At 72.1% G+C, this 18,094-nt stretch carries 18 protein-coding genes; 4 read left to right on the top strand and 14 right to left on the bottom strand.

From position 1 onward, the window contains the following. Positions 1-64 precede the first annotated feature (64 nt). The 4 genes from DA085_RS07955 (at position 65) to DA085_RS07940 (ending at position 3,616) form a co-directional block, all read left to right on the top strand. Entirely contained in the window at positions 65-421 is a 357-nt protein-coding gene (locus DA085_RS07955) for a hypothetical protein (protein WP_109472431.1), read from the top strand. 134 nt (positions 422-555) lie between these two features. Continuing rightward, positions 556-1,971 carry an adenylosuccinate lyase gene (purB, locus tag DA085_RS07950; RefSeq protein WP_109472430.1) on the top strand — a complete coding sequence of 472 codons (1,416 nt, stop codon included), beginning with the start codon at positions 556-558 and terminating at the stop codon, positions 1,969-1,971. Between the two features lie 32 nt (positions 1,972-2,003). Beyond that, positions 2,004-2,393 (top strand): MmcQ/YjbR family DNA-binding protein, encoded by a 390-nt coding sequence (locus DA085_RS07945; RefSeq protein ID WP_109472429.1) that lies wholly within the window; start codon positions 2,004-2,006, stop codon positions 2,391-2,393. A gap of 131 nt (positions 2,394-2,524) precedes the next feature. Beyond that, on the top strand, positions 2,525-3,616 hold the full coding sequence (locus DA085_RS07940; protein ID WP_109472428.1) for a tartrate dehydrogenase: 1,092 nt from the start codon (positions 2,525-2,527) through the stop codon (positions 3,614-3,616). A 7-nt stretch (positions 3,617-3,623) separates the two neighbouring features. Here the strand turns inward: DA085_RS07940 and DA085_RS07935 are convergent, their stop codons facing one another. From DA085_RS07935 to DA085_RS07870, 14 genes are all read right to left on the bottom strand, one after another. Further along, complete coding sequence (locus DA085_RS07935) at positions 3,624-3,803, bottom strand: hypothetical protein (RefSeq protein WP_109472427.1); 180 nt, start codon at positions 3,801-3,803, stop codon at positions 3,624-3,626. After that, on the bottom strand, positions 3,796-4,485 hold the full coding sequence (locus DA085_RS20905) for a hypothetical protein (RefSeq protein WP_154402132.1): 690 nt from the start codon (positions 4,483-4,485) through the stop codon (positions 3,796-3,798). Before DA085_RS20905 ends, DA085_RS07935 begins: the two co-directional genes overlap by 8 nt. Further along, the gene (locus DA085_RS07925) at positions 4,482-6,041 is read right to left on the bottom strand and encodes an ATP-binding protein (protein ID WP_109472426.1); all 1,560 of its coding nucleotides are present in this window, start codon (positions 6,039-6,041) and stop codon (positions 4,482-4,484) included. Before DA085_RS07925 ends, DA085_RS20905 begins: the two co-directional genes overlap by 4 nt. Then, a complete protein-coding gene (locus DA085_RS07920) occupies positions 6,038-6,685 on the bottom strand; it encodes a hypothetical protein (protein WP_109472425.1) in 648 nt (215 codons plus the stop codon). Before DA085_RS07920 ends, DA085_RS07925 begins: the two co-directional genes overlap by 4 nt. Before the next feature lie 2 nt (positions 6,686-6,687). Beyond that, entirely contained in the window at positions 6,688-8,136 is a 1,449-nt protein-coding gene (locus DA085_RS07915; RefSeq protein WP_109472424.1) for a type IV secretory system conjugative DNA transfer family protein, read from the bottom strand. After that, positions 8,133-8,591: a conjugal transfer protein gene (locus DA085_RS07910; RefSeq protein ID WP_109472423.1), complete on the bottom strand. Its 459-nt coding sequence runs from the start codon at positions 8,589-8,591 to the stop codon at positions 8,133-8,135. Before DA085_RS07910 ends, DA085_RS07915 begins: the two co-directional genes overlap by 4 nt. Positions 8,592-8,619: 28 nt before the next feature. Beyond that, positions 8,620-10,227 (bottom strand): peptidoglycan DD-metalloendopeptidase family protein, encoded by a 1,608-nt coding sequence (locus tag DA085_RS07905; protein ID WP_109472422.1) that lies wholly within the window; start codon positions 10,225-10,227, stop codon positions 8,620-8,622. Positions 10,228-10,230: 3 nt separating this feature from the next. Continuing rightward, positions 10,231-11,781, bottom strand: a complete 1,551-nt coding sequence (locus tag DA085_RS07900; RefSeq protein ID WP_109472421.1) for an ATP-binding protein — start codon at positions 11,779-11,781, stop codon at positions 10,231-10,233. Positions 11,782-11,785: 4 nt separating this feature from the next. Next, entirely contained in the window at positions 11,786-13,288 is a 1,503-nt protein-coding gene (locus tag DA085_RS07895; protein ID WP_109472420.1) for an SCO6880 family protein, read from the bottom strand. Between the two features lie 73 nt (positions 13,289-13,361). Then, a complete protein-coding gene (locus DA085_RS07890) occupies positions 13,362-14,918 on the bottom strand; it encodes a hypothetical protein (protein ID WP_109472419.1) in 1,557 nt (518 codons plus the stop codon). Between the two features lie 24 nt (positions 14,919-14,942). After that, positions 14,943-15,806: a hypothetical protein gene (locus tag DA085_RS07885; RefSeq protein WP_109472418.1), complete on the bottom strand. Its 864-nt coding sequence runs from the start codon at positions 15,804-15,806 to the stop codon at positions 14,943-14,945. Further along, positions 15,806-16,111, bottom strand: a complete 306-nt coding sequence (locus tag DA085_RS07880) for a hypothetical protein (protein WP_109472417.1) — start codon at positions 16,109-16,111, stop codon at positions 15,806-15,808. The genes DA085_RS07885 and DA085_RS07880 overlap by 1 nt, the downstream gene beginning before the upstream one ends. Beyond that, positions 16,108-16,935 (bottom strand): hypothetical protein, encoded by an 828-nt coding sequence (locus tag DA085_RS07875; RefSeq protein ID WP_109472416.1) that lies wholly within the window; start codon positions 16,933-16,935, stop codon positions 16,108-16,110. The genes DA085_RS07880 and DA085_RS07875 overlap by 4 nt, the downstream gene beginning before the upstream one ends. A 64-nt stretch (positions 16,936-16,999) precedes the next feature. Then, a complete protein-coding gene (locus DA085_RS07870; protein WP_109472415.1) occupies positions 17,000-17,800 on the bottom strand; it encodes a hypothetical protein in 801 nt (266 codons plus the stop codon). Positions 17,801-18,094 lie beyond the last annotated feature (294 nt).

The following is an 18,094-nucleotide window of genomic DNA, read 5'->3' as shown; positions in this document are numbered from 1 at the left end:
GCGTCCAGCGGTCGCCGCCCGCGCCGACCGTGACTACGTTGGGGAGGACGACAGGAGGTGCCTCATGGACAACTGGCTGATGTGGGTGCTGCTCGCGGTGCTGGTCCTCGTGCTGCTCGGCGCGGTCTGGTTCTTCCTCAGGAAGCGGGAGCGGGACCGGGTCCGTGCGCACGAGGAGGCAGAGCTGATCCGGCGGCGAGCAGCCGGCGGGGAGCACTACGCCGAGGCCCGGGAGGCGGCCGCCCGCCAGGCGCAGGAGGAGGCCGAGGCCGCCAAGGAGCGCGTCGCGCAGGCCGAGCGTGAGGCGGCCGCGCGCGACCGGGAGGCCAGGGCAGCCACGGCCGACGCGCGCGACCACCGCGACCGGGTCACCGAGAGCTACGTCGAGGCCGACGAGATCGACCCCGAGACCAAGAAGTAGCGGAAGGGCACCGGTCGCCGAGGGTCCCGTGTCAGGCGTTCCCAGGGTGCAGGCCCCGACAATGCCTGACACGGGGTCGCCCGGTGGAGCAACAGCGGTCCCTGGCCCTGCCACGCTCTGCGAGAATCGGGGTCATGGCCTCCCTCGCAGACCTGACGCCCCCGATCGCCCTCGGCTCCCTCGACGGCCGCTACCGCCGCGCCGTCGCGCCGCTGGTTGACCACCTCTCCGAGCCGGCGCTCAACCGGACCAGACTGCACGTCGAGATCGAGTGGCTCATCCACCTGACCTCGCACCAGGTCGTGCCCGGCGCGGGGACCCTGAGCGAGGAGGAGGCCGCCAGCCTGCGCGCGCTCGTCGACGAGTTCGACCGGGCGGCCATCGAGGAGCTCGCGGCCATCGAGGCGGAGACGGTCCACGACGTCAAGGCCATCGAGTACTACCTGAAGCGGCGTCTCACCGACCGGCTCGACAGCCGCGGCGACCTGGCCGAGCTGGTGCACTTCGCCTGCACGTCCGAGGACATCAACAACCTCTCCTACGCCCTCATGGTCCAGGGCGCGGTGCAACAGGTCTGGCTCCCCCGCGCCACCGAGCTGGTCGAGCAGGTGAGCGGGATGGCCCGCGAGCTGAGCGGCATACCGCTGCTGGCCCACACGCACGGTCAGCCGGCCACGCCCACCACGATGGGCAAGGAGCTCGCCGTGCTGGCCTGGCGGTTGAGCCGGCAGCTCACGCGCATCGCCGGCGCGGAGTACCTCGGCAAGCTCAACGGTGCGACCGGCACCTACGGCGCCCACCTGGCGGCCGTGCCGGAAGCCGACTGGCAGGCCGTCAGCCACGACTTCGTCACCGGGCTGGGGCTGACCTGGAACCCGCTGACCACGCAGATCGAGAGCCACGACTGGCAGGCCGAGGTCTATGCCGACCTCGCACGGTTCAACCGGGTGCTGCACAACCTGTGCACGGATGTCTGGTCCTACATCTCCATGGGCTACTTCGCCCAGGTCCGCGGGCAGGGCACCGTCGGCTCCTCCACCATGCCGCACAAGGTCAACCCGATCCGCTTCGAGAACGCCGAGGCCAACCTGGAGGTCTCCAACGCGCTGCTCGACGTGCTCGCCTCGACCCTGGTGACCTCCCGGCTGCAGCGCGACCTCACCGACTCCTCGATGCAGCGCAACATCGGCACCGCCCTGGGCCACTCCCTGCTGGCGCTGGACAACGTCGCCCGCGGGCTGGCCGGTCTGGACGCGGCCCCGGAGCGGATGGCCGCCGACCTCGACGCGAACTGGGAGGTGCTCGCCGAGCCGATCCAGTCCGCCATGCGCGCGCTGGCGGCGGCCGGTCACCCCGGCATGGACAACCCCTACGAGCGTCTCAAGGAGCTCACCCGGGGCCGTCGCATCGGTCAGCCGGAGCTGGTCGAGTTCGTGCGCGGGCTGGGTCTGCCGGCCGAGGTCGAGGAGCGCCTGGCCAGCCTGACCCCGGCGCAGTATGTCGGACTCGCACCTGATCTGGTCGCTCACCTGGAGAGCGAGCGCGGCTGAGGGCAGCTGGGCTGCCACACAAGGAGGCACCGATGGCCACCTGGGACGACGTGCGGACGATCGCCGGCGAGCTGCCGGAGACGTCCGAGGGTCTCGGTTGGGGTCGGCCGGCGTTCCTGGTGCGGGACAAGTGGTTCGTGCTGCGACGGGAGCCGCGGCACGATGCCGTCGACGAGCACGGTGAGCGCATCGAGGGCCTCGTCGTGCTCTACGTGCCGGACCTGGAGACCAAAGACGTGTTGGCGGCCGACGACTCCGGCTACTTCATGACGACGCCGCACTTCGCGAACTCGCGCATGATCCTCGTGCACCTGGCAGCGATCCCGGTCGAGGAGCTGCGCGAGGTGATGATCGAGTCCTGGCTCGTGCGCGCACCCAAACGGCTGGCCAGGACCTATCTGGAGTCGTCGCTCGAGGACTGAGCCTCCCCGTCGCCCCGTTCCCTCCGGGTTCCTGATCCGGCTTTGGCGTGGAGCTCGAACTGCAGGCCCCTGCCCCCCGGGGATGGCCCACGTGGCACGCTGACCTCCAGCAGCCAATACGAGGAGGACCCATGCCAGGCACGACCCACCGCATCGCCGTCATCGCCGGGGACGGGATCGGGACCGAGGTGATGCCCGAGGGCCTGAAGGTGCTGCGCCGGGTCGCCGCCGCCTTCGACGTCGGGCTGGAGTTCGAGGAGTTCGACTGGTCCTCGGCCGCCTACTACCAGCGCACCGGCGCGATGCTGCCCGAGGACTGGAAGAGCACCCTCTCCGGGTTCGATGCCATCTACTTCGGGGCCGTGGGGTGGCCGGAGGTGATCCCCGACCACGTGTCCCTGTGGGGAAGCCTGCTGCAGTTCCGCCGGGAGTTCGACCAGTACATCAACCTGCGTCCCGTGCGCCTCATGCCAGGCGTCCGCTCACCGCTGGCCGACAAGCAACCGGGCGACATCGACATGATGATCGTCCGGGAGAACACCGAGGGCGAGTACTCCAGCGTCGGCGGGCACATGTTCCCCGGGACCGAGCGCGAGGTGGTCATCCAGGAGACCGTGATGACCCGCACCGGCGTGGACCGGGTGCTCCGCTACGCCTACGAGCTGGCCCAGACCCGGCCGCGCAAGAAGCTGACCTCGGCGACCAAGAGCAACGGCATCGCGATCACGATGCCGTTCTGGGACGAGCGGGTGAAGGCCGTGGGCCAGGACTATCCCGAGATCGAGGTCGACAGCTATCACATCGACATCCTCACGGCCCGGTTCGTGCTCAGTCCCGAGCGCTTCGACGTCGTCGTCGCCAGCAACCTCTTCGGTGACATCCTGTCCGACCTGGGGCCCGCCTGCACCGGCACCATCGGGATCGCGCCGAGCGCCAACATCAACCCGACGCGGGAGCAGCCCAGCCTCTTCGAGCCGGTCCACGGGTCGGCACCGGACATCGCGGGCCAGAGCATCGCCAACCCGGTCGGTCAGATCTGGTGCGGGGCGATGATGCTCCAGCACCTCGGAGAGACCGAGGCGGCGCAGGCCACGGAGCGCGCCATCGAGGCAGGGCTCGCCCAGGGTTCTGCTGACGGGACCGCGACCCCGGACCTGGGCGGGACCGGAACGACGCAGTCCTTCGGCGACCTGATCGCCGACCTCGTGACCTCAGGCGAGTAGCCCTCCGTCAGCGGCTCGGGCCCGACCGGTCCGCAGTGGGCCGGTCGAGCTCCCGACGCGACACCTCACGGCTGTGGGCCCGGCGCTGTTCGGCACGCAACCGCTCCTGCGCCCTGACCCGCTCGGCCGATCGCGCCTCCAGCGTGGCACCGGCAGTGACCGTGGCACGCCACTCCTCGTCAGCCATCGTGTACTCCTTCCTCTCGGTGGGGTGACTTCACGGCATACAGCCGACGCGTCTGGCCGGCCGGCCAGGGGTCGGCGGAGATCGCGTCGACGGCACCGCCGAGCAGCGTCAACAGCTCGGCAGCGAGGCCGTCCGCGGTCGCGACAAAGCGCTCGCACACGACGAGGGAGACGCCATCGGCGTCAACGGGTTCGGGCTCCGTGCCCACCAGGGACGACAGGGCATGAGTGGCTGCGTCGAGGGAGGTCATCAGGGCGACCGCCGTGGCAGTCAGCGGATAGAGCTGTCCCGCAACGCTTCCGCCGCTCGGTGCGTGCGTGTGGCCAGCGAGCGCGACCGCCCGGGTGCGTTGCAGCCCCTCCAGCAGCCGGGTGGCCTCGCGGCGTGCGTCCTGCAGCCCCGCGACCAGCTCGACGGCCCCTGCCCGTGGCCCCGTGGCCCGGTCGGTCCCACCCCGACCGGGCCTCGCGGCTGGCGCTGAGTCCCGGGCCGTCTCCGACCCGGTGCTCAGCACCCCCCTCACTGCCGCAGCGTCGATCCGACGACGGTGCACCTCCCGGCTCACCGCCGCCGCGTCCACCGCCAGGACGCGCAGGTCCGCCTCGAGCGCCTCCCTGGCCCACCGCACCGGGGCCGGGGACGTGCCGTCCGGTGTCGGCCCCGGTCCGCCTGCGGTCGTCATCTCCGTGGTCCCTGCGCGGGACCGCTGGCCGGAGGGAGCTCCCGCCGCTGCTGACGGACCGAACGGCTCAGGCCGTCGTCGGTCGCCGCGGGCCGGTGCCTCGGCGCCGGCACGCTCGCCGCCTCCCCGTCGACGGTCGGTTCCGCCCGATGCCGTGGCTGTCCCTGGCGGCCCGTGTCCAGCGCAGGCGGCCCGCCGGCGTCGGGTGCCCCACGGTGCCGCGGGGGCGTCCAGCCGGTCGTGTCGCGGACGTGGTCGACGAAGCCGGGCACGGCGAAGCTCAGCTCGCCGTCCCTGCCCTGGGTGATGATCCCCCGGTCCGAGAGCTGGTCGCGCAGCTGGCTCACCTGCCGCATCGGCATCCCGGTGCTCTCCGCGATCGCCTCCCGCGGGACCGTCGGGCGACTCTGCGAGGCCATCGCCTCCAGGAAGGTCTGTTGCTCCACGGTCGAGGCGTCCCAGCGCCCGCGGTGCAGCGTGGCGAGCCGCTCCTGGGCGACCTCCCAGCCGCGGTCCGCGTGCGCCTCGGTGATGGCACCGCCCCGCTGCGGCGACGCGGCGGCCCACGTCGTCGAGCCGAGCAGCTGGAGCAGCTGTGGGTTGCCACCGGCACGTTCCGCGGTCCGCGCCAGCGCCTCCGGCTCCCAGGTGACCCCGACCTGACGGGCCGGCGCGTAGAGCGCCCGCGCGGCCTCGGCCGGCTCCAGTGGCCGCAGCTGCTCGAACCCGAACTGCTCGGCATACGCCGAGGTCTGCATGAGGTGCCCCGGAGCGGAGGGAAGGCCGGAACCGAGCACCACCACGCTGGCCGGCTCCCACGCCTGGGCCAGGTTCTGCAGGGCGGTCACCAGGATCCCCGTCTCACCGGCGGCCGGTGCGTGCAGGTCGTCCAGGACCACGAGCAGGCCCGCGCCCCCCTCCCCCGCGCCCCTCTCGCGCGTGGCCCTGCCCGCCGAGCGCAGCATCTCCTCGGTCGCCAGCACCCGCCCGTCCTGCGGCTCCTCCGGCTCCGGAGGACGACCGAACTCCGCTCCCACCTTCGCTCCGAAGCCGCCGAGCTCGACGCGCAGCTTGTCCCAGCGCGGGCTGGCCGCGCGCGGGGCGATGTCGACGGCCTCCAGGGCCCGCTCCACCGCCGTCATGAGGTCGGCCAGCACCGGCTGGCCCTGCACGCCCGGCACCCACGCCACGGCATACCCCTTGCTCCGGGCCAGGTCCTCGGCAGAGCGCAACAGGGACGTCTTGCCCGACCCCTCCGGCCCGAGGAAGACCGTCGGAGGTGCGGTTGAGGCGCCGTCCTGGGCCACCCGGTCCAGGGTCTGCTCGATACGCGAGAGCTCCGCCTCACGGCCGGGCAGGTCCCACGCCACCTCACCGGGCGTGTACGGGTTGGGCAGCACCTGGCCCGCCGGTCCCTGGGCGACCGGCCCTGCTGGTCGCAGGTCCACGGCCCCGGCCGGTCGGGTCACGGTCGGGCCCACCTGCGGGGCACGGGTCGGGTATGGCGGATGCGCCGGGTAGGCGGGCAGGTTCCACCGCTGCTCGGGCTGGCTCACTGGTAGGTCACCTCTCCGGTCAGGGGGTCGATACGGGGCTGCTCGACGACCCGGAGACGGGGTTGCTCGTCGGGGGGCGGCGGGGCACTGGTCTCCTCGTCGAGGCGGTAGGCCTCCTTGCGGCGCGCCGCGTCGGCGGCGAACCGGGCGTACCTGCTGCGACCGGGCCACTCCTGGTGCCGCTCGTCACACATGGTGCGGACCCTGCCGTTGAGCCGGTCCAGGAAGGCCGGCAGCGCATACCGGTGCCAGTCCTCCAGCAGGTCGCTGCTGTAGGCCAGGGCCGCCTTGTAGCGCTGGTCGGCGATCACCGCGATCTCGTGGACCAGGTGCGGATGCATCGGCCAGCACGCCGGGATGCCGGCGCTGCTGTCCCACGCGTACTCCGTGTTGATCCAGGTGGTGACGGCCTCCAGCCACTCCCACAGCTCGGCACGCAGCCGGGGCGTGGTCATCGTGGAGGGGTCCCACGGTCTGGGCAGCATGCTCGGGTCTCCGAGCTCCGCCCGGTCGGCGTCCGTGCCGTCGAGCACCAGGTCCAGGTCCAGGTAGGCGTTGCGCAGCGCGGGGCCCGGCTGCGGGTAGGGCAGGGCCAGGGGCACCGGCGCCCTCCGGGTGCTCGGGGTCGGGTCACCAGGTCGCATCCTCACCGGTCCACCCCGCTCCGCTCGAGGTGCAGGCGGCGTGCCTCGGCCAGGGCCGCGATCGTGCGCGCCTCCGCCGTGACGTCCGCTCCCCGCCGCTGCACGAGCTGGGCCCTCAGCCCGCTCTGGGCGGCGAGCAGGCGCTTGCCCGCCCGGCCGTCGAGGCACCGGTTGAGCCGCGCGATGATCGGTTTGCCGTTCTCGGACACGACGAGCGCGTGACGTTCCGGCAGCTGGCGGATCTCGGAGCCGGTCAGCACGGCGATGTCCTCGCCGGACATGCTCCGTCCCGACCGCTCACCGGTGCTCCACTGGGTGCGCCCGACCCGGACCTTGCCGATCAGGTCGGACATCTCGTTGTTGAACGTCACGTCCTTGGACCCGCCGAAGAGGACGAGGTTGTTGGTCAGCCCGAGCACTGCCCGGGCCTCCTGCTGTCCGAAGATCGCGTCCAGCTGCGCCCGGGTCTGCGCGGCCCAGATGAAGGACAGCCCGAGAGCCCGCTCGTTGGCCATCCGGGTCCTCAGCGTGGGCAGGGGCGCGGTCGACGGCAGCTCGTCCAGGCAGGCCAGCATGGGGGGACACAGCCGTCCCCAGGGGGACACCTGCGCGGCCCGCAGCGCGGTGTCCAGGACGTGCTCGGCGAGCGCCGTCATCAGGGGGGACGCCGAGGCGTACGGGTCCTCACGACCGAGCAGGTAGATCGTCCCGCCGCGGGCGATCACCTCGTCCAGGTCGGTGGCCGGCCGCCCCGGCCCGGGGACGCAGCGGCGCCGGATCGGCGCCTGGAAGAACAGGGACAGCGCCTGCTGCACCGTCGTGGTGGTGTTGCCTGCCGTCCGGTCGTCGCCGTGCAGGGCCCCGTGGAGGAGCCCGTGCCAGAACCGGGCGGCGTGCGGGTGCTCGCGCAGGATCTCCCCGGGCTCGTGGGCGTTGAGCGGGTTGGCGACCCAGGCCAGGACGTCCTCCAGCGTCCGCCCGGTCAGGGCAGCGGCGTGGAAGTAGGCCTGTATCACCTTGGCGGCCTCGGCGGCATAGAACCTGGCCGCCTGGTCCCCGTGTCCCTCCGCCACCGCGCCCTTGACCGTGCCGGCGGTGAAGGCCTTGGCACGGCGCTCGGCCACCATCGGGTCCACACACCCGGCGATCGGGTCCCACAGGAGCTCCGGCAGTCCGGGCACCAGGCCGAACGGGTCGAGCACGACGCAGGGGCGGCCGTCGGACGCCCGTTCGGTGAACGTCAGCAGCAGGTCGTCCGGCTTGGTGAGGGTCACCAGGGCCGCACCGGGGGCGTCGAGGAGCGCGGGCGTCAGCAGGTCGAGGGTCTTGCCCGACCCCTGCGGCCCGATGACACCGGTGGTCCGGTCCCAGGGCACCCAGAGGTCCGTGCCCCGGGGGTCCCGGGAACGGCCCAGGTGCCAGCCCACGTCGCGCGGGTCGAACCGGCTCATCGACCTGTCCCCTGTCGGCCGTAGAGGTCGGGACGCACGACGGCGCGTGCCCTGCGCAGCCGCTGCACCCCGAGGAGCTCGCGGGCCTCGCTCCGGCTCGCCATGCCCCGCACGCGCCCCGGTCCCCACCGCCGCAGGATCGCCGCGACCGCCCAGGCAGACAACACCAGGACCAGCACCTCCGAGGCCGCCATCCAACCCCAGAGAGCACCCTGCCCGGCGACCTGTGCGGGGACGACGCTCAGACCCGCCCCGGCGTCGCCCTGCAGCAGCGCCCCCAGGCTGCCGAGGACCTTCTCCGGGGCGGGGAAGGTCAGACCGCCTCCCGCCACCAGGTTGGCCGCTGTCCGGCCGGCGTGGGCCCCCAGCACAGCGAGCAGGAGGACACCGCACCCGATGGCCACCGGGATCTCCCAGGTGAAGGGGTACGGATTGTGCCTCCGGTCGCGCTGCATGTAGGTCTCCCTTCTCGTTCCTGGTTGCCTAATGCCCCTCGGCATGGCCTGTGAGACTCATCGGTTGCGCCGGGGTCTTCGGCGAGTCCGAGATCGAGCCGACGCGCCACACCTCGAAGATGTTGTTGTCCAGGTTGTCGGCGTAGGAGAAGTGCCCGACGCCGAGAGAGGGGTTGGCTGCCTCGATCGTGGTCTTCGTGGCCGGGTCCCAGACGAGCGCGACATGCCCGATCTGGTTCGGTCCCAGGTAGGAGTCCCAGAAGAGCAGGTCGCCCGGCTGCGCCTCCTCCACCGGCACCCGGAAGCCGTTGCCCGCGGCCAGCCAGTCGCGCTGGGCCCCCGCTGTCCGGGGTGAGGTGATGCCGATGTGCGCCAGCGCCGTCATCGTCAGGCTGGAGCAGTCCCAGGCGTTCGGCCCGTTGGCGCCCATGATGTAGGAGTCCCCGACCTGGTTGCCGGCGAACGTGAGCATCTTCTCGACCCGCGCGTTGTCGATCGGGGGCAGGTTGGGGTTGCCGACCTCGCTGCCCGGACCACAGTCGACGCCCTCGGCCAGGACCAGGCCACCGCCGTAGGCCGCGGCGTAGTAGAGCACGTCGTTGACGTACCAGTCCGCGTGGTTGTAGGCCCACAGCGCGTCCCGGACTCCCTGTGGGCCGTCCATGACACCCGAGGCGACCAGGTAGTTCGCCGCAGAGTACGCGCTGTCGGCGTCATTGTGGATGTCCGCGACGCCGTCCCCGTTCCCGTCCACGCCGTAGCTCGCCCAGGTGGCGGGCATGAACTGCATCATGCCCTGGGCCCCCGCCGAGCTGGTGGCGGTGTTCCGGCCGTGGTTGGTCTCCTCCATGCCGATCCCGGCCAGCAGCGCCCAGGGCAGGTTGTACTCGGCGGCCGCCTCGCGGTACAACGTCTCGATGCCGGCCGGGATCGGGGTCGGCGGGTTGTTCAGGGACGCCTGGCGCGGTTCCCCCGGAGGCGGCAGCTCGAAGCCGATCCCGCCCTCTCCGTCCTCGGGCAGCTCCGGTTCAGGGCCCTCACCGGGTGGCGGGCTCGGCGCGACCGCGGAGCCGTTGAGGGCGGCCCCACGGGCGAGCATGAAGGGTGCGGGGTCGACCGGTTCCCCGTTGACCCAGACCTCGAAGTGGAGGTGGTTGCCGGTGCTCGAGCCGGTCGTGCCCTCCATCCCCACCTGCTGCCCCGAGTAGACGGGGTCACCCACGGCGAGGCTGCTCGGGTTGGCCATGTGGTGGTACCTGGTGACGATGCCGCCGGCGTGCTCGATCGACACACTGTTCCCGCCGCTACCGGCCCAGCCAGAGAAGGTCACCCGACCGGCGGACGCCGCCACGACCGGTCCGGGTCCGGGCAGGGACACCAGGTCGATGCCCGAGTGGAGTCGCCACTCGTGGTCGATCGGGTGGAACCGGTCCCCGAACCCGGAGGTGACGGTGTACTCCTGCTGGAACGGTGGCCGCCACTCCCCGGTGGGTGGGATCGCGCCCTCGCAGTACTGGGTGCGGTACTCCTCCCCCAGCGCCGGGGCCGCGACGGTCGTCATGATCAGCACGAGCCCCAACGGGATGCCGAAGAAGAAGGCCAGGACGACAACCAGCCCGATCGCGATGCCCTTCATGACCTACCGCGCACCCTCGATGGCCTCGTTGGTGTAGGTCAGGTTGGCCTCGTCCGGGTGGAGCACCGTCTGCACCTGGTAGGACCGCTCACCGACCTGCCACAGGGCGCGGCCCTTGGCCTGCATCGCCCATCCCGTGATGACGTCGCGGGCGAGGGGCCCCAGCCCGAGCATCTGGTCCAGCTCGCTGGCGACCCCGGTCCGCTGACCGTGCAGGATCTTGATGTCGGCCAGGTGCAGCAGGTCCTTGGCGATGGTCTGTGCCTGAGATCCCTGGTCACCCGCCGACAGCAGGTCGGACGGTTTGTGCGCGACGGCGTACTGGATGTCGCCACCCCGCCCGGCCACGCCACGGGACAGCCGCAGGTCGGCGTCGAAGCTCTTGACCGCCTCGGGGCCGAGGCGCAGCTGCAGCCAGGACTCGTCGCGCACGACGATGCGCAGGTCACCGGCACCCGCCACCTCGCGGATACCCCGGCCCCACGAGTTGAGGCAGGTGAGGGCGATGCCCACCGCCTCGTCCCCCAGCGGCCGCAGCCGGGAGAGCGACAGCGACTGGATCGGCGCGGTCCAGTCGATCTCGATGTTGGTGTGCTCGTCGAACAGCCCGGCCAGCGCACCGTCGACGAGCTGCCCGAGGGCATCGCGCAACAGCCGCGTGTGGTCCAGGAAGTGCCGCACGGACGAGAAACGACACGCCGCGACCAGCTCGTCGGTGGGGTTGTCCAGAGCCTGCCAGAGGGCCGGGATCGTGGTCTCCGTCAACGTGGTCGCCCCCCGCGAGTAACCGGTGAGCTCGGCAAGTGCCGTCTTGACCACGACCTCGTCGGTCGGGCCGAACGGCACCCGCAGCTCGCCGATCCGCTGCGAGCCGACCAGCCCCCGGACCAGGGTCAGCCACCGACCGAACACGATGGCCGCGCGGGACTGTGCCTCCGCCGCGTCCAGCCTCTCCCATCCCATCGCCAGGGGACCGATCGCCAGGGGGTTGACCCGTGCGGCCAGGCCCGGCCCGAGGGAGATCGGCTCGACCCCGAGATAGCGGCACAGGGCCTCGTACTCGTCCTTGGTGTCACCCAGGATGAGGGACCGGTAGCCGAAGTCCATCATCCGGAGGCAGAACGCCTTGGTGGTGCCGGACTTGCCGGTGCCCGGCTTGCCGAAGCACATGATGTTGGGGTTGGTGACGGGCACGTCATCGCGCAGCACCCAGCCCAGCGGGTCGCAGTAGAACGCCGAGCCGGCCAGCATGTCGATCCCGATCTGGGCTCCGGTGGGCGGCAGGCCCGGTGTCGCGATGAGGGGCCACAGGGCCGGCGCCTGGTCACTGGTCATCCGCCACCGCGCGACTGCGGCCCGGGCCGGGGTCCAGCCGCGTCCTCTGCTGCGCTGCCCCGCTCGCGGGACGGGACGAAAGACCCGCGCCTCCTTCGGTGTCTTGGTCGCCGCCGGGACGGTCGGCAGGTCGTGCCCGAAGTCGGACAGGAGCGTGGACACATCGCGTCCGGCGGCGTTCCGACGCGGACGGGGGCGGGCCGGGGTCCTGGTCGTCATGGACTCAGCCCCCCTGCCGGGCCAGGCTGACGCCCATCGGCACGGTGGAGGTGGCGAAGGCCACGTCGTGGGCGAGGTCGAGCCGCAGGGGCGCGAACCCGGCGCGCCGGATCGCCGAGTCGAGCCGGCGGCCCGCCTCGGCCGCCCGCACCGTCTTGGGGACCGTGACGGTGGCGACCGCGTAGGGCTCGGTCATCGAGTTGCCGCGAGCCATCTTGGCCTCCAGGCGACGCACCTTGTCCGCCTCGTCCCGGGACCGCGTGCGCTGCTTCATCTTCGCCTTGGTCCGGAGCTCCTCGCCCATGTCGGCGGCCCACTCCGCGTTGCTCGACTGACGGTCTGCCCGGGAGGTGGAGACGACCGGGTAGCAGACGACGAAGCTGCGCCGCTCCCCCTCCTCGCGGGCTGACAGGACCGGAGCCAGGGCACCCATGGCCGCACCCTTCACGGGCAGCTTGAGCGTCGCGCTGACCGAGTTCCACGCGTCGTGGGAGTAGTGCCGCGGCGCCGGGTCGGCGCCGGACGGCCCGGCCATGGCCCAGGGCACGTCGGCGTTCACCGACGGGTCGGTCTCCCGCGCCCCCAGTGCCTCCACGATCGAGGCGCGGTCCCCGGGCGCGAACCCCGTCCGGCACGCGATCGCCAGCTCGGGGCTGGTCAGCCAGTCGACATCGTCCACACCCAGGCCACCCCGCAGGTGCCCCTCCAGCTCGGAGGCCACGGCATACAGCGCCCGGGCCCGGCCGTTGAGGCCGCCGCCGGCTTCCTTGGCCACCTTGGCCAGCCTCGTCTCGGGCACGACGAAGGTGAAGAACGCCTCGGTCCGGACCGCCGCAGAGGTCAGGGAGGTCTGCAGGTCGTCGTTGATCCGTCGGGCCGCGACCGGCCCCGTCGGGCGCCGGTGGCGGCGGACCCACTGCTCGCGCTCCGCGCCGTCCTCAGGAACGGTGCGGACCAGCAGCAGCACCTCGTCCACCAGCTCGGTGCGCACCGCCACGTCGAGCAGCTCGGACAGGCCGTTGCCGTAGCGGTCGCGATCCTCGCCCTCACAGAGGCCCAGACCCGGGTGCACGATGCGGGCGGTGACCGCCCACGTGCGCGTGGCGTGGTTCTGGATGATCGCTATCCGCTTGTAGGTGTGGCCGCTCGGCGGTCCCTCGTGGATCTCCATGCCCTGCATGACGCCCGGTAGGTCGACCTCGTCCAGGTCACGCGCGCGCCCGGTCCCGGCCCGGGACCGGAACCGGGTCCACCTGGCCAGCCCCCCGAACGCGAACTTCACCGAGGCGACCAGCCAGCCCGTCACCGACCGTCCCTGCACCGGGACGACGGTCACAGCCACGACGGCGGCCCACAGCAGCAGAAAGAGACCGGCCGAGGCCCAGGCCTGCTTCGAGATGGAGATCACGACCGGCAGCACCATGAGGCTCACGGTGGCCAGCTGCGGGCCCGAGAGACCAAAGAACCAGCCGATGCGTGCGCGGGAGTAGTCCGAGTAGACCGTCATCTCCGCTCCTGCCCTTCTCGTCGTGTGTCGGTGGAGGTGTGGGGACGTCCGAGGACGTCAGGGATGGTGGTGATCAGACCGGCACGACCGGGACGGCGGCTGCTGCACCGCCCGCGCCGGCCGCCCCGGCACCGCCTGCGCCGGCCGCTCCCGCACCGCCCGCCGCGCCGGCGGGTGCGCCCGTCGGGGCGGCGGCGGGAGCGGGGGCCGGAGCGGCGGCCGGGGACGCCTGTGGCGATCCACCGCCCGACCTGGCCGGGAACGTCGGGAGCTGCTGTCCGGGGACGTCCCCGCCGCCGCCTCCGTCGTCGCCGCCGCCGGTGTGGTCACCGTCCCCCCTCGACGTGTCGTTGTCGTTGTCGGGCCGGGAGTTGTCGTTGCGTCCCTTGCGGGAGGTCCCGGCCCCGTCGTCCGGGATGTAGGTGTCCGTGCCGACTCCCATCTGGTTGGTGAGGTCCGCCCCCACGACCGCACCCTTGGTGCCTGCGGAGACCATCGCGTTGAGGCCCAGCGCGACCCCCGCGCCGACCACACCCACAGCGGCTCCGACCGGCCCTCCCGCGAGCGCGATGGCGCTGCTGCCCCCACTGATCGCACCGCTCGTGGCCTGGGCGGCCCGGGCGCTGGTGTCCTCCTGGGCGGCGAGCTCGGCCTGCGAGCGCCCCTGGTCGTCGGTGCTCGAGGCGGCACTCGAGCCGCCCCCACCGGAGAGGAGCCCCTGGACGCCGCCGACCCCGGCGAGACCCGCGCGCATGCCGGCGCCCGAGCTGGTCCCCGGCTCGACGAAGGCCAGCAGCTTGAACAGCACCAGCGGAGCGAAACAGGCGATGCAGATGAGGAAGACCCCCGGGATGGCCGTGCCGATCTCCTGGGCGAAGTCATCTCCCTGCCGCGTCGCCACGCCGGACGTGATCTTCACGCCGATCCCGAGGACCAGAGCCATCAGCACGGGGGTCAGGGCCGCCGCGTGGAACCAGCGGACGGACTTCCAGAACCACACCCGTCCGATGTCCGAGGACAGACCAGCCGCCGCGATCGGGAGGGTCACGACGATGACCATGAGGGCGGCGGACCTGGTGAGCATCACCACGAAGTGCCCGATGGCTGCCAGCCACAGGAACAGCCCCATGAAGCCGAGCACCGTGGCGAGCATGCCGTCGGTGATGTCCTCCGGAACAAAGTTGCCAGGTGCGATGAGGTTGGGCATCGCGCTCCACAGGTTCACCTCGAACATCACCTCGAGGATGCCCGTGGTCAGCTTGCTGCAGGCGCGCACGACCGCCATGGCGTAGCCGATGAAGACGGCCCACACCACGACGAACTGGCCGACGCCGATGAAGGACCGGGCCAGTGACTGCCCGTCCCGGCGGAAGGCGGCGGCACCGAGCTGCACCAGCGTGAGGATCGTCATGACCGCGAGGCCGAGCCACAGCGTCACGCTGTAGGCGTCGTGCATCGGGCCCCAGCCGCGGAGGTTGGGGGTCATGAACACGTCCACGACGCCGAGGCACCACCGCAGGACCCACAGCCCCGCGGACCAGATCGCCACCATCGCGGTGGTCCAGCCGTCCGCGATGATCTTGGCGGCTCCGTCGCCCAGGAAGTCAAAGGGATTCGGGATTCCGAACACGACTACTCCTCGTTGTCAGGGTGCTCAGTCGCCGGTGGCCGAGGTCCAGGTGCGCCAGCCGGCCTCGGCGGCGAGGTCGGTGCCGGGCCACGTCGAGGGGCCGGGAGCCGCGCTCGGACCGGCGGCGATGACCCACCTCGTGCCGTCCCAGGCCATCGCCTCGCAGTGGCCGTAGGCGACACGGGCCTCGTCGGTGATGACGGCCCTGATGTCCAGGAGCACGCACGCGACGACCCAGTCGTCACCGTCCGTCCCCTTGACCTGTCCACCGACGGGCTGCGCCGTGATGGTGACCCCTGGCCCCTTCGTCTGTCCCATCTGCCGCGCCGAGTCCAGGAACGACCGCACGTTGTCGGTCATCACCCACTCCTCCGCCGGAGCGGCTCCCTGCTGCGACCACGCCGCGTGCACGTCGTGTGCGACGGGGATCGACATGGCGTGCAGCACCGTGGTGTCGATGGCCGCCAGCTGGGCCACGGCTCCCTCCGGCGTCTGTGGGAAGCCGCTCCGCACCCCGGCGGGGCCGGACGTTGTCGCGACCGGCACCTCGATGGCCGGTGCCGGTGTGGTGGACGGCGTCCCCTGCCGATAGGCCTCCGGCGGCACCGAGAGCATCGGGGCGGAGGCCAGGGCGGCCCGACGTTCCGGCCCTGCGGGCAGCTCACGGGCCTCCTCGACGGCCACGTCCGGATCGGTAGGAGTGCCAGGCAGACCCGCGGGGACCACCACCGCCGGGTCGGCTGCGAGGTCCTCGCCACCGGAGGCGCCCAGCGCCTCACGGACGGCCAGGACGAGCCCAAGGAGGAGCACGAGCCCGACCAGGCAGGTCGCTCCGAGGATCGCCAGCAGCTTGCGCCGGCTCCACTCGTCCTGGGCTGCGGTGTCCATCAGATGCAGCCCGTGCCCATCATCGTGTCGAGGATGCTCGGCAGGACGAAGTAGCCGATGGCGGCGATGAAGACCATCACCAGCCCGCTGATCGAGACCTTCGAGGCGTGCGGCATGCCGACGATCCGGCCGGCCACGAGGCCGCCGATGCCGATGACGACGCCGAGGAGGAAGAGGATCCCCACGGCCCAGAGGACATACCCGAGGATCTGGTCGACGGGAGCCTGCGCCCCCGGGGGCGCCTTCGGGCAGACGGTGGCGAAGCGGGTGGCCACGTGGTAGCCGGCTTCAGTGAGCGCGTTCATACTTCTTGTCCCTTCGGAGTGTGTTGCGCTGACAACCCCGGCTCGGAGAGCCGGAGGATCTGGGTCGCGGCGGCGAGGACACCTGCCGGCAGCGGGGAGCCGTCGAGGCCGCTGGTGGCCAGGGCGGCGTCGTGCGGCACGTCCACCACGGCCTCGGCATCGTCGATACGTCGGGTCCGGTCACCCATGGCGTGAGTCACCTCGCGGGGCCACTTGCGCCGGCGCCGACCGGTCACCGCCACGAGCGGCTCCAGGTCCTCGCCGAGGAGGTGGAGCACCCCCTCGAGGCGGCGCATCCCGGGAACTGTCGCCGTGGTGACCAGGACCAGCCCCGGTCCGGCGAAGACCGCTCGGGGCAGCCAGCCGTCAGACAGGAACAGGGCGCCCGCCTCCCACCCCGCATCGAGCACGGTGAGGGACACGGCGTCCTCGGCCGCACCGGGCACCGGTGCGTCCGCGGGGGTGGCCAGGACGTCGCTGGAGTGCTCGAGCAGGACGCCGTCGCGCGTGCCCCGCAGCCACCCCGGCCCGCTCCTGCCGAACTCCGCGGTCGCGCAGCCTGCCAGCCCGGTGGCCAGGAGACTGCTCGCTTCGACCACGCGTGCAGGCACGTCACTCGCCGTGGCCAGGGCGACGGCGAGCGTGGTGGTCCCCGCGCCACCGTGGCAGCCCAGGACGGGGAGGACCGGGTGCTCGGGGACCCACTCGGTGGTCGCCGTTCCGCGCGCCGGCCGACGTGGGCCGGGGGCGCCGTGGTGGCGGAAGTCACCGGCCTGCACGGCACGCCAGGCACGCTGCAGCTCCTCGACCGTGACCACCGTCATGACTCCTCCTCCCCTTGTCGTTCCCTCACGTTCCCCTCAGGCCACCGTCGGAGGCTCCAGGGATTCACGCACTGAGAACTTTGTGGTCGTACTCCTGGCGAAGGGCCTCCACGGCCCGTCGTGCGCGCCGGGACACCGTGCTGTGGGAGACACCCCAGGAGCGAGCCACGGCAGCGGTGGCACTCTTGCCGAGCAGCCCCGCGTAACCCCGGCTGACCCGTGCCTCCGGAGCGAGCTCGACCGCGTCGGCGAGGTCGAGCAGGCACCTGCAGTCCTCGGCGCCCAGCACGCCGGCCTCGACTGCCTCGGCGAGCAGGTCGTAGAGAAAGTCGGACGTGGCCGACTCCTGGCTCGGCTCGTGGGGAGCCACGTGCTCGAGCTCGTCGGTGAGGGTGGCCATCGCCCAGGCGCGGTCCCGCCGGTCACGGTCCTGGGACGGAACGCCCAGGTCCCGCAGGACGCCCTTGCGGATATTCATGATCACGTTGGCCGCGACGTCGTAGCCGCTGCGCCAGTTGGTGGTGCGCGCCTCGATCCACAGCTGGGCGGCGACCACCTCATCGATCCGGTCGCTGTGCCGCCGCAGCCGGTTGGCGGTCGTGCAGGCCCCCGGGAGCAGCAACCAGGAGAGGGCGGCGGTGGCAGCCGGGTCGTTGCCGCCATCATGGGCGGCGAGCTCGGCGAGGGCGAGCAGCACCCGGTTGGCCAGTTCCCGGTCCGAGCGGATCCGGGCCGGCACATCCACCAGGTCCTCGGCCACGTCCAGCGCCGGGTGGTCCACCCGCCAGCGGCTCCAGCCGCGCCGGGCCAGCTGCATCAGTTCTCCCTCGGGGTCGTTCAGCCCGAGCTCTGTGGCGACGCTCATCGCGAGTTCCTTTCGTCGTGCGGACACGACAGAAGGTCTCGCGCAGACACCCCCCGGAACATCTCCGGTGAGCACGTCCCTGGGCCCAGCCACTCGGGGGGACGTTGGCATCGGTGCAGGTCAGCGCATGTCCCCGAACGTCCCCGAAGTCATTGCGGCCAGAGGGTGGACATCTCGCCCCTGGACGGCTCACCGAGGGTCGTCGGCGGTGGTCCGGGCCAGGCTGGCGGCCCCGGCCAGGCAGGCAACCCGGGCGGGCAACCCGGCCAGGCAACCCGGCCAGGCAGGTCCCGG

This window comes from Ornithinimicrobium cavernae (genome assembly GCF_003121625.1).
GTDB lineage: Bacteria > Actinomycetota > Actinomycetes > Actinomycetales > Dermatophilaceae > Ornithinicoccus > Ornithinicoccus cavernae.
The sequence above is the reverse complement of the archived record's forward strand: the minus strand, read 5'-3'. Positions and strand labels throughout refer to the sequence as shown.

Coding starts and splice junctions, on each gene's coding strand:
- DA085_RS07945 (WP_109472429.1), top strand. CDS start 2,004: ATGGCCACCTGGGACGACGTGCGGACGATCGCCGGCGAGCTGCCGGAG.
- DA085_RS07870 (WP_109472415.1), bottom strand. CDS start 17,800: ATGAGCGTCGCCACAGAGCTCGGGCTGAACGACCCCGAGGGAGAACTG.
- DA085_RS07905 (WP_109472422.1), bottom strand. CDS start 10,227: ATGAAGGGCATCGCGATCGGGCTGGTTGTCGTCCTGGCCTTCTTCTTC.
- DA085_RS07885 (WP_109472418.1), bottom strand. CDS start 15,806: ATGGACACCGCAGCCCAGGACGAGTGGAGCCGGCGCAAGCTGCTGGCG.
- DA085_RS07880 (WP_109472417.1), bottom strand. CDS start 16,111: ATGAACGCGCTCACTGAAGCCGGCTACCACGTGGCCACCCGCTTCGCC.
- DA085_RS07910 (WP_109472423.1), bottom strand. CDS start 8,591: ATGCAGCGCGACCGGAGGCACAATCCGTACCCCTTCACCTGGGAGATC.
- purB (WP_109472430.1), top strand. CDS start 556: ATGGCCTCCCTCGCAGACCTGACGCCCCCGATCGCCCTCGGCTCCCTC.
- DA085_RS07955 (WP_109472431.1), top strand. CDS start 65: ATGGACAACTGGCTGATGTGGGTGCTGCTCGCGGTGCTGGTCCTCGTG.
- DA085_RS07940 (WP_109472428.1), top strand. CDS start 2,525: ATGCCAGGCACGACCCACCGCATCGCCGTCATCGCCGGGGACGGGATC.
- DA085_RS07875 (WP_109472416.1), bottom strand. CDS start 16,935: ATGACGGTGGTCACGGTCGAGGAGCTGCAGCGTGCCTGGCGTGCCGTG.
- DA085_RS20905 (WP_154402132.1), bottom strand. CDS start 4,485: ATGACGACCGCAGGCGGACCGGGGCCGACACCGGACGGCACGTCCCCG.
- DA085_RS07920 (WP_109472425.1), bottom strand. CDS start 6,685: ATGCGACCTGGTGACCCGACCCCGAGCACCCGGAGGGCGCCGGTGCCC.
- DA085_RS07900 (WP_109472421.1), bottom strand. CDS start 11,781: ATGACGACCAGGACCCCGGCCCGCCCCCGTCCGCGTCGGAACGCCGCC.
- DA085_RS07895 (WP_109472420.1), bottom strand. CDS start 13,288: ATGACGGTCTACTCGGACTACTCCCGCGCACGCATCGGCTGGTTCTTT.
- DA085_RS07915 (WP_109472424.1), bottom strand. CDS start 8,136: ATGAGCCGGTTCGACCCGCGCGACGTGGGCTGGCACCTGGGCCGTTCC.
- DA085_RS07935 (WP_109472427.1), bottom strand. CDS start 3,803: ATGGCTGACGAGGAGTGGCGTGCCACGGTCACTGCCGGTGCCACGCTG.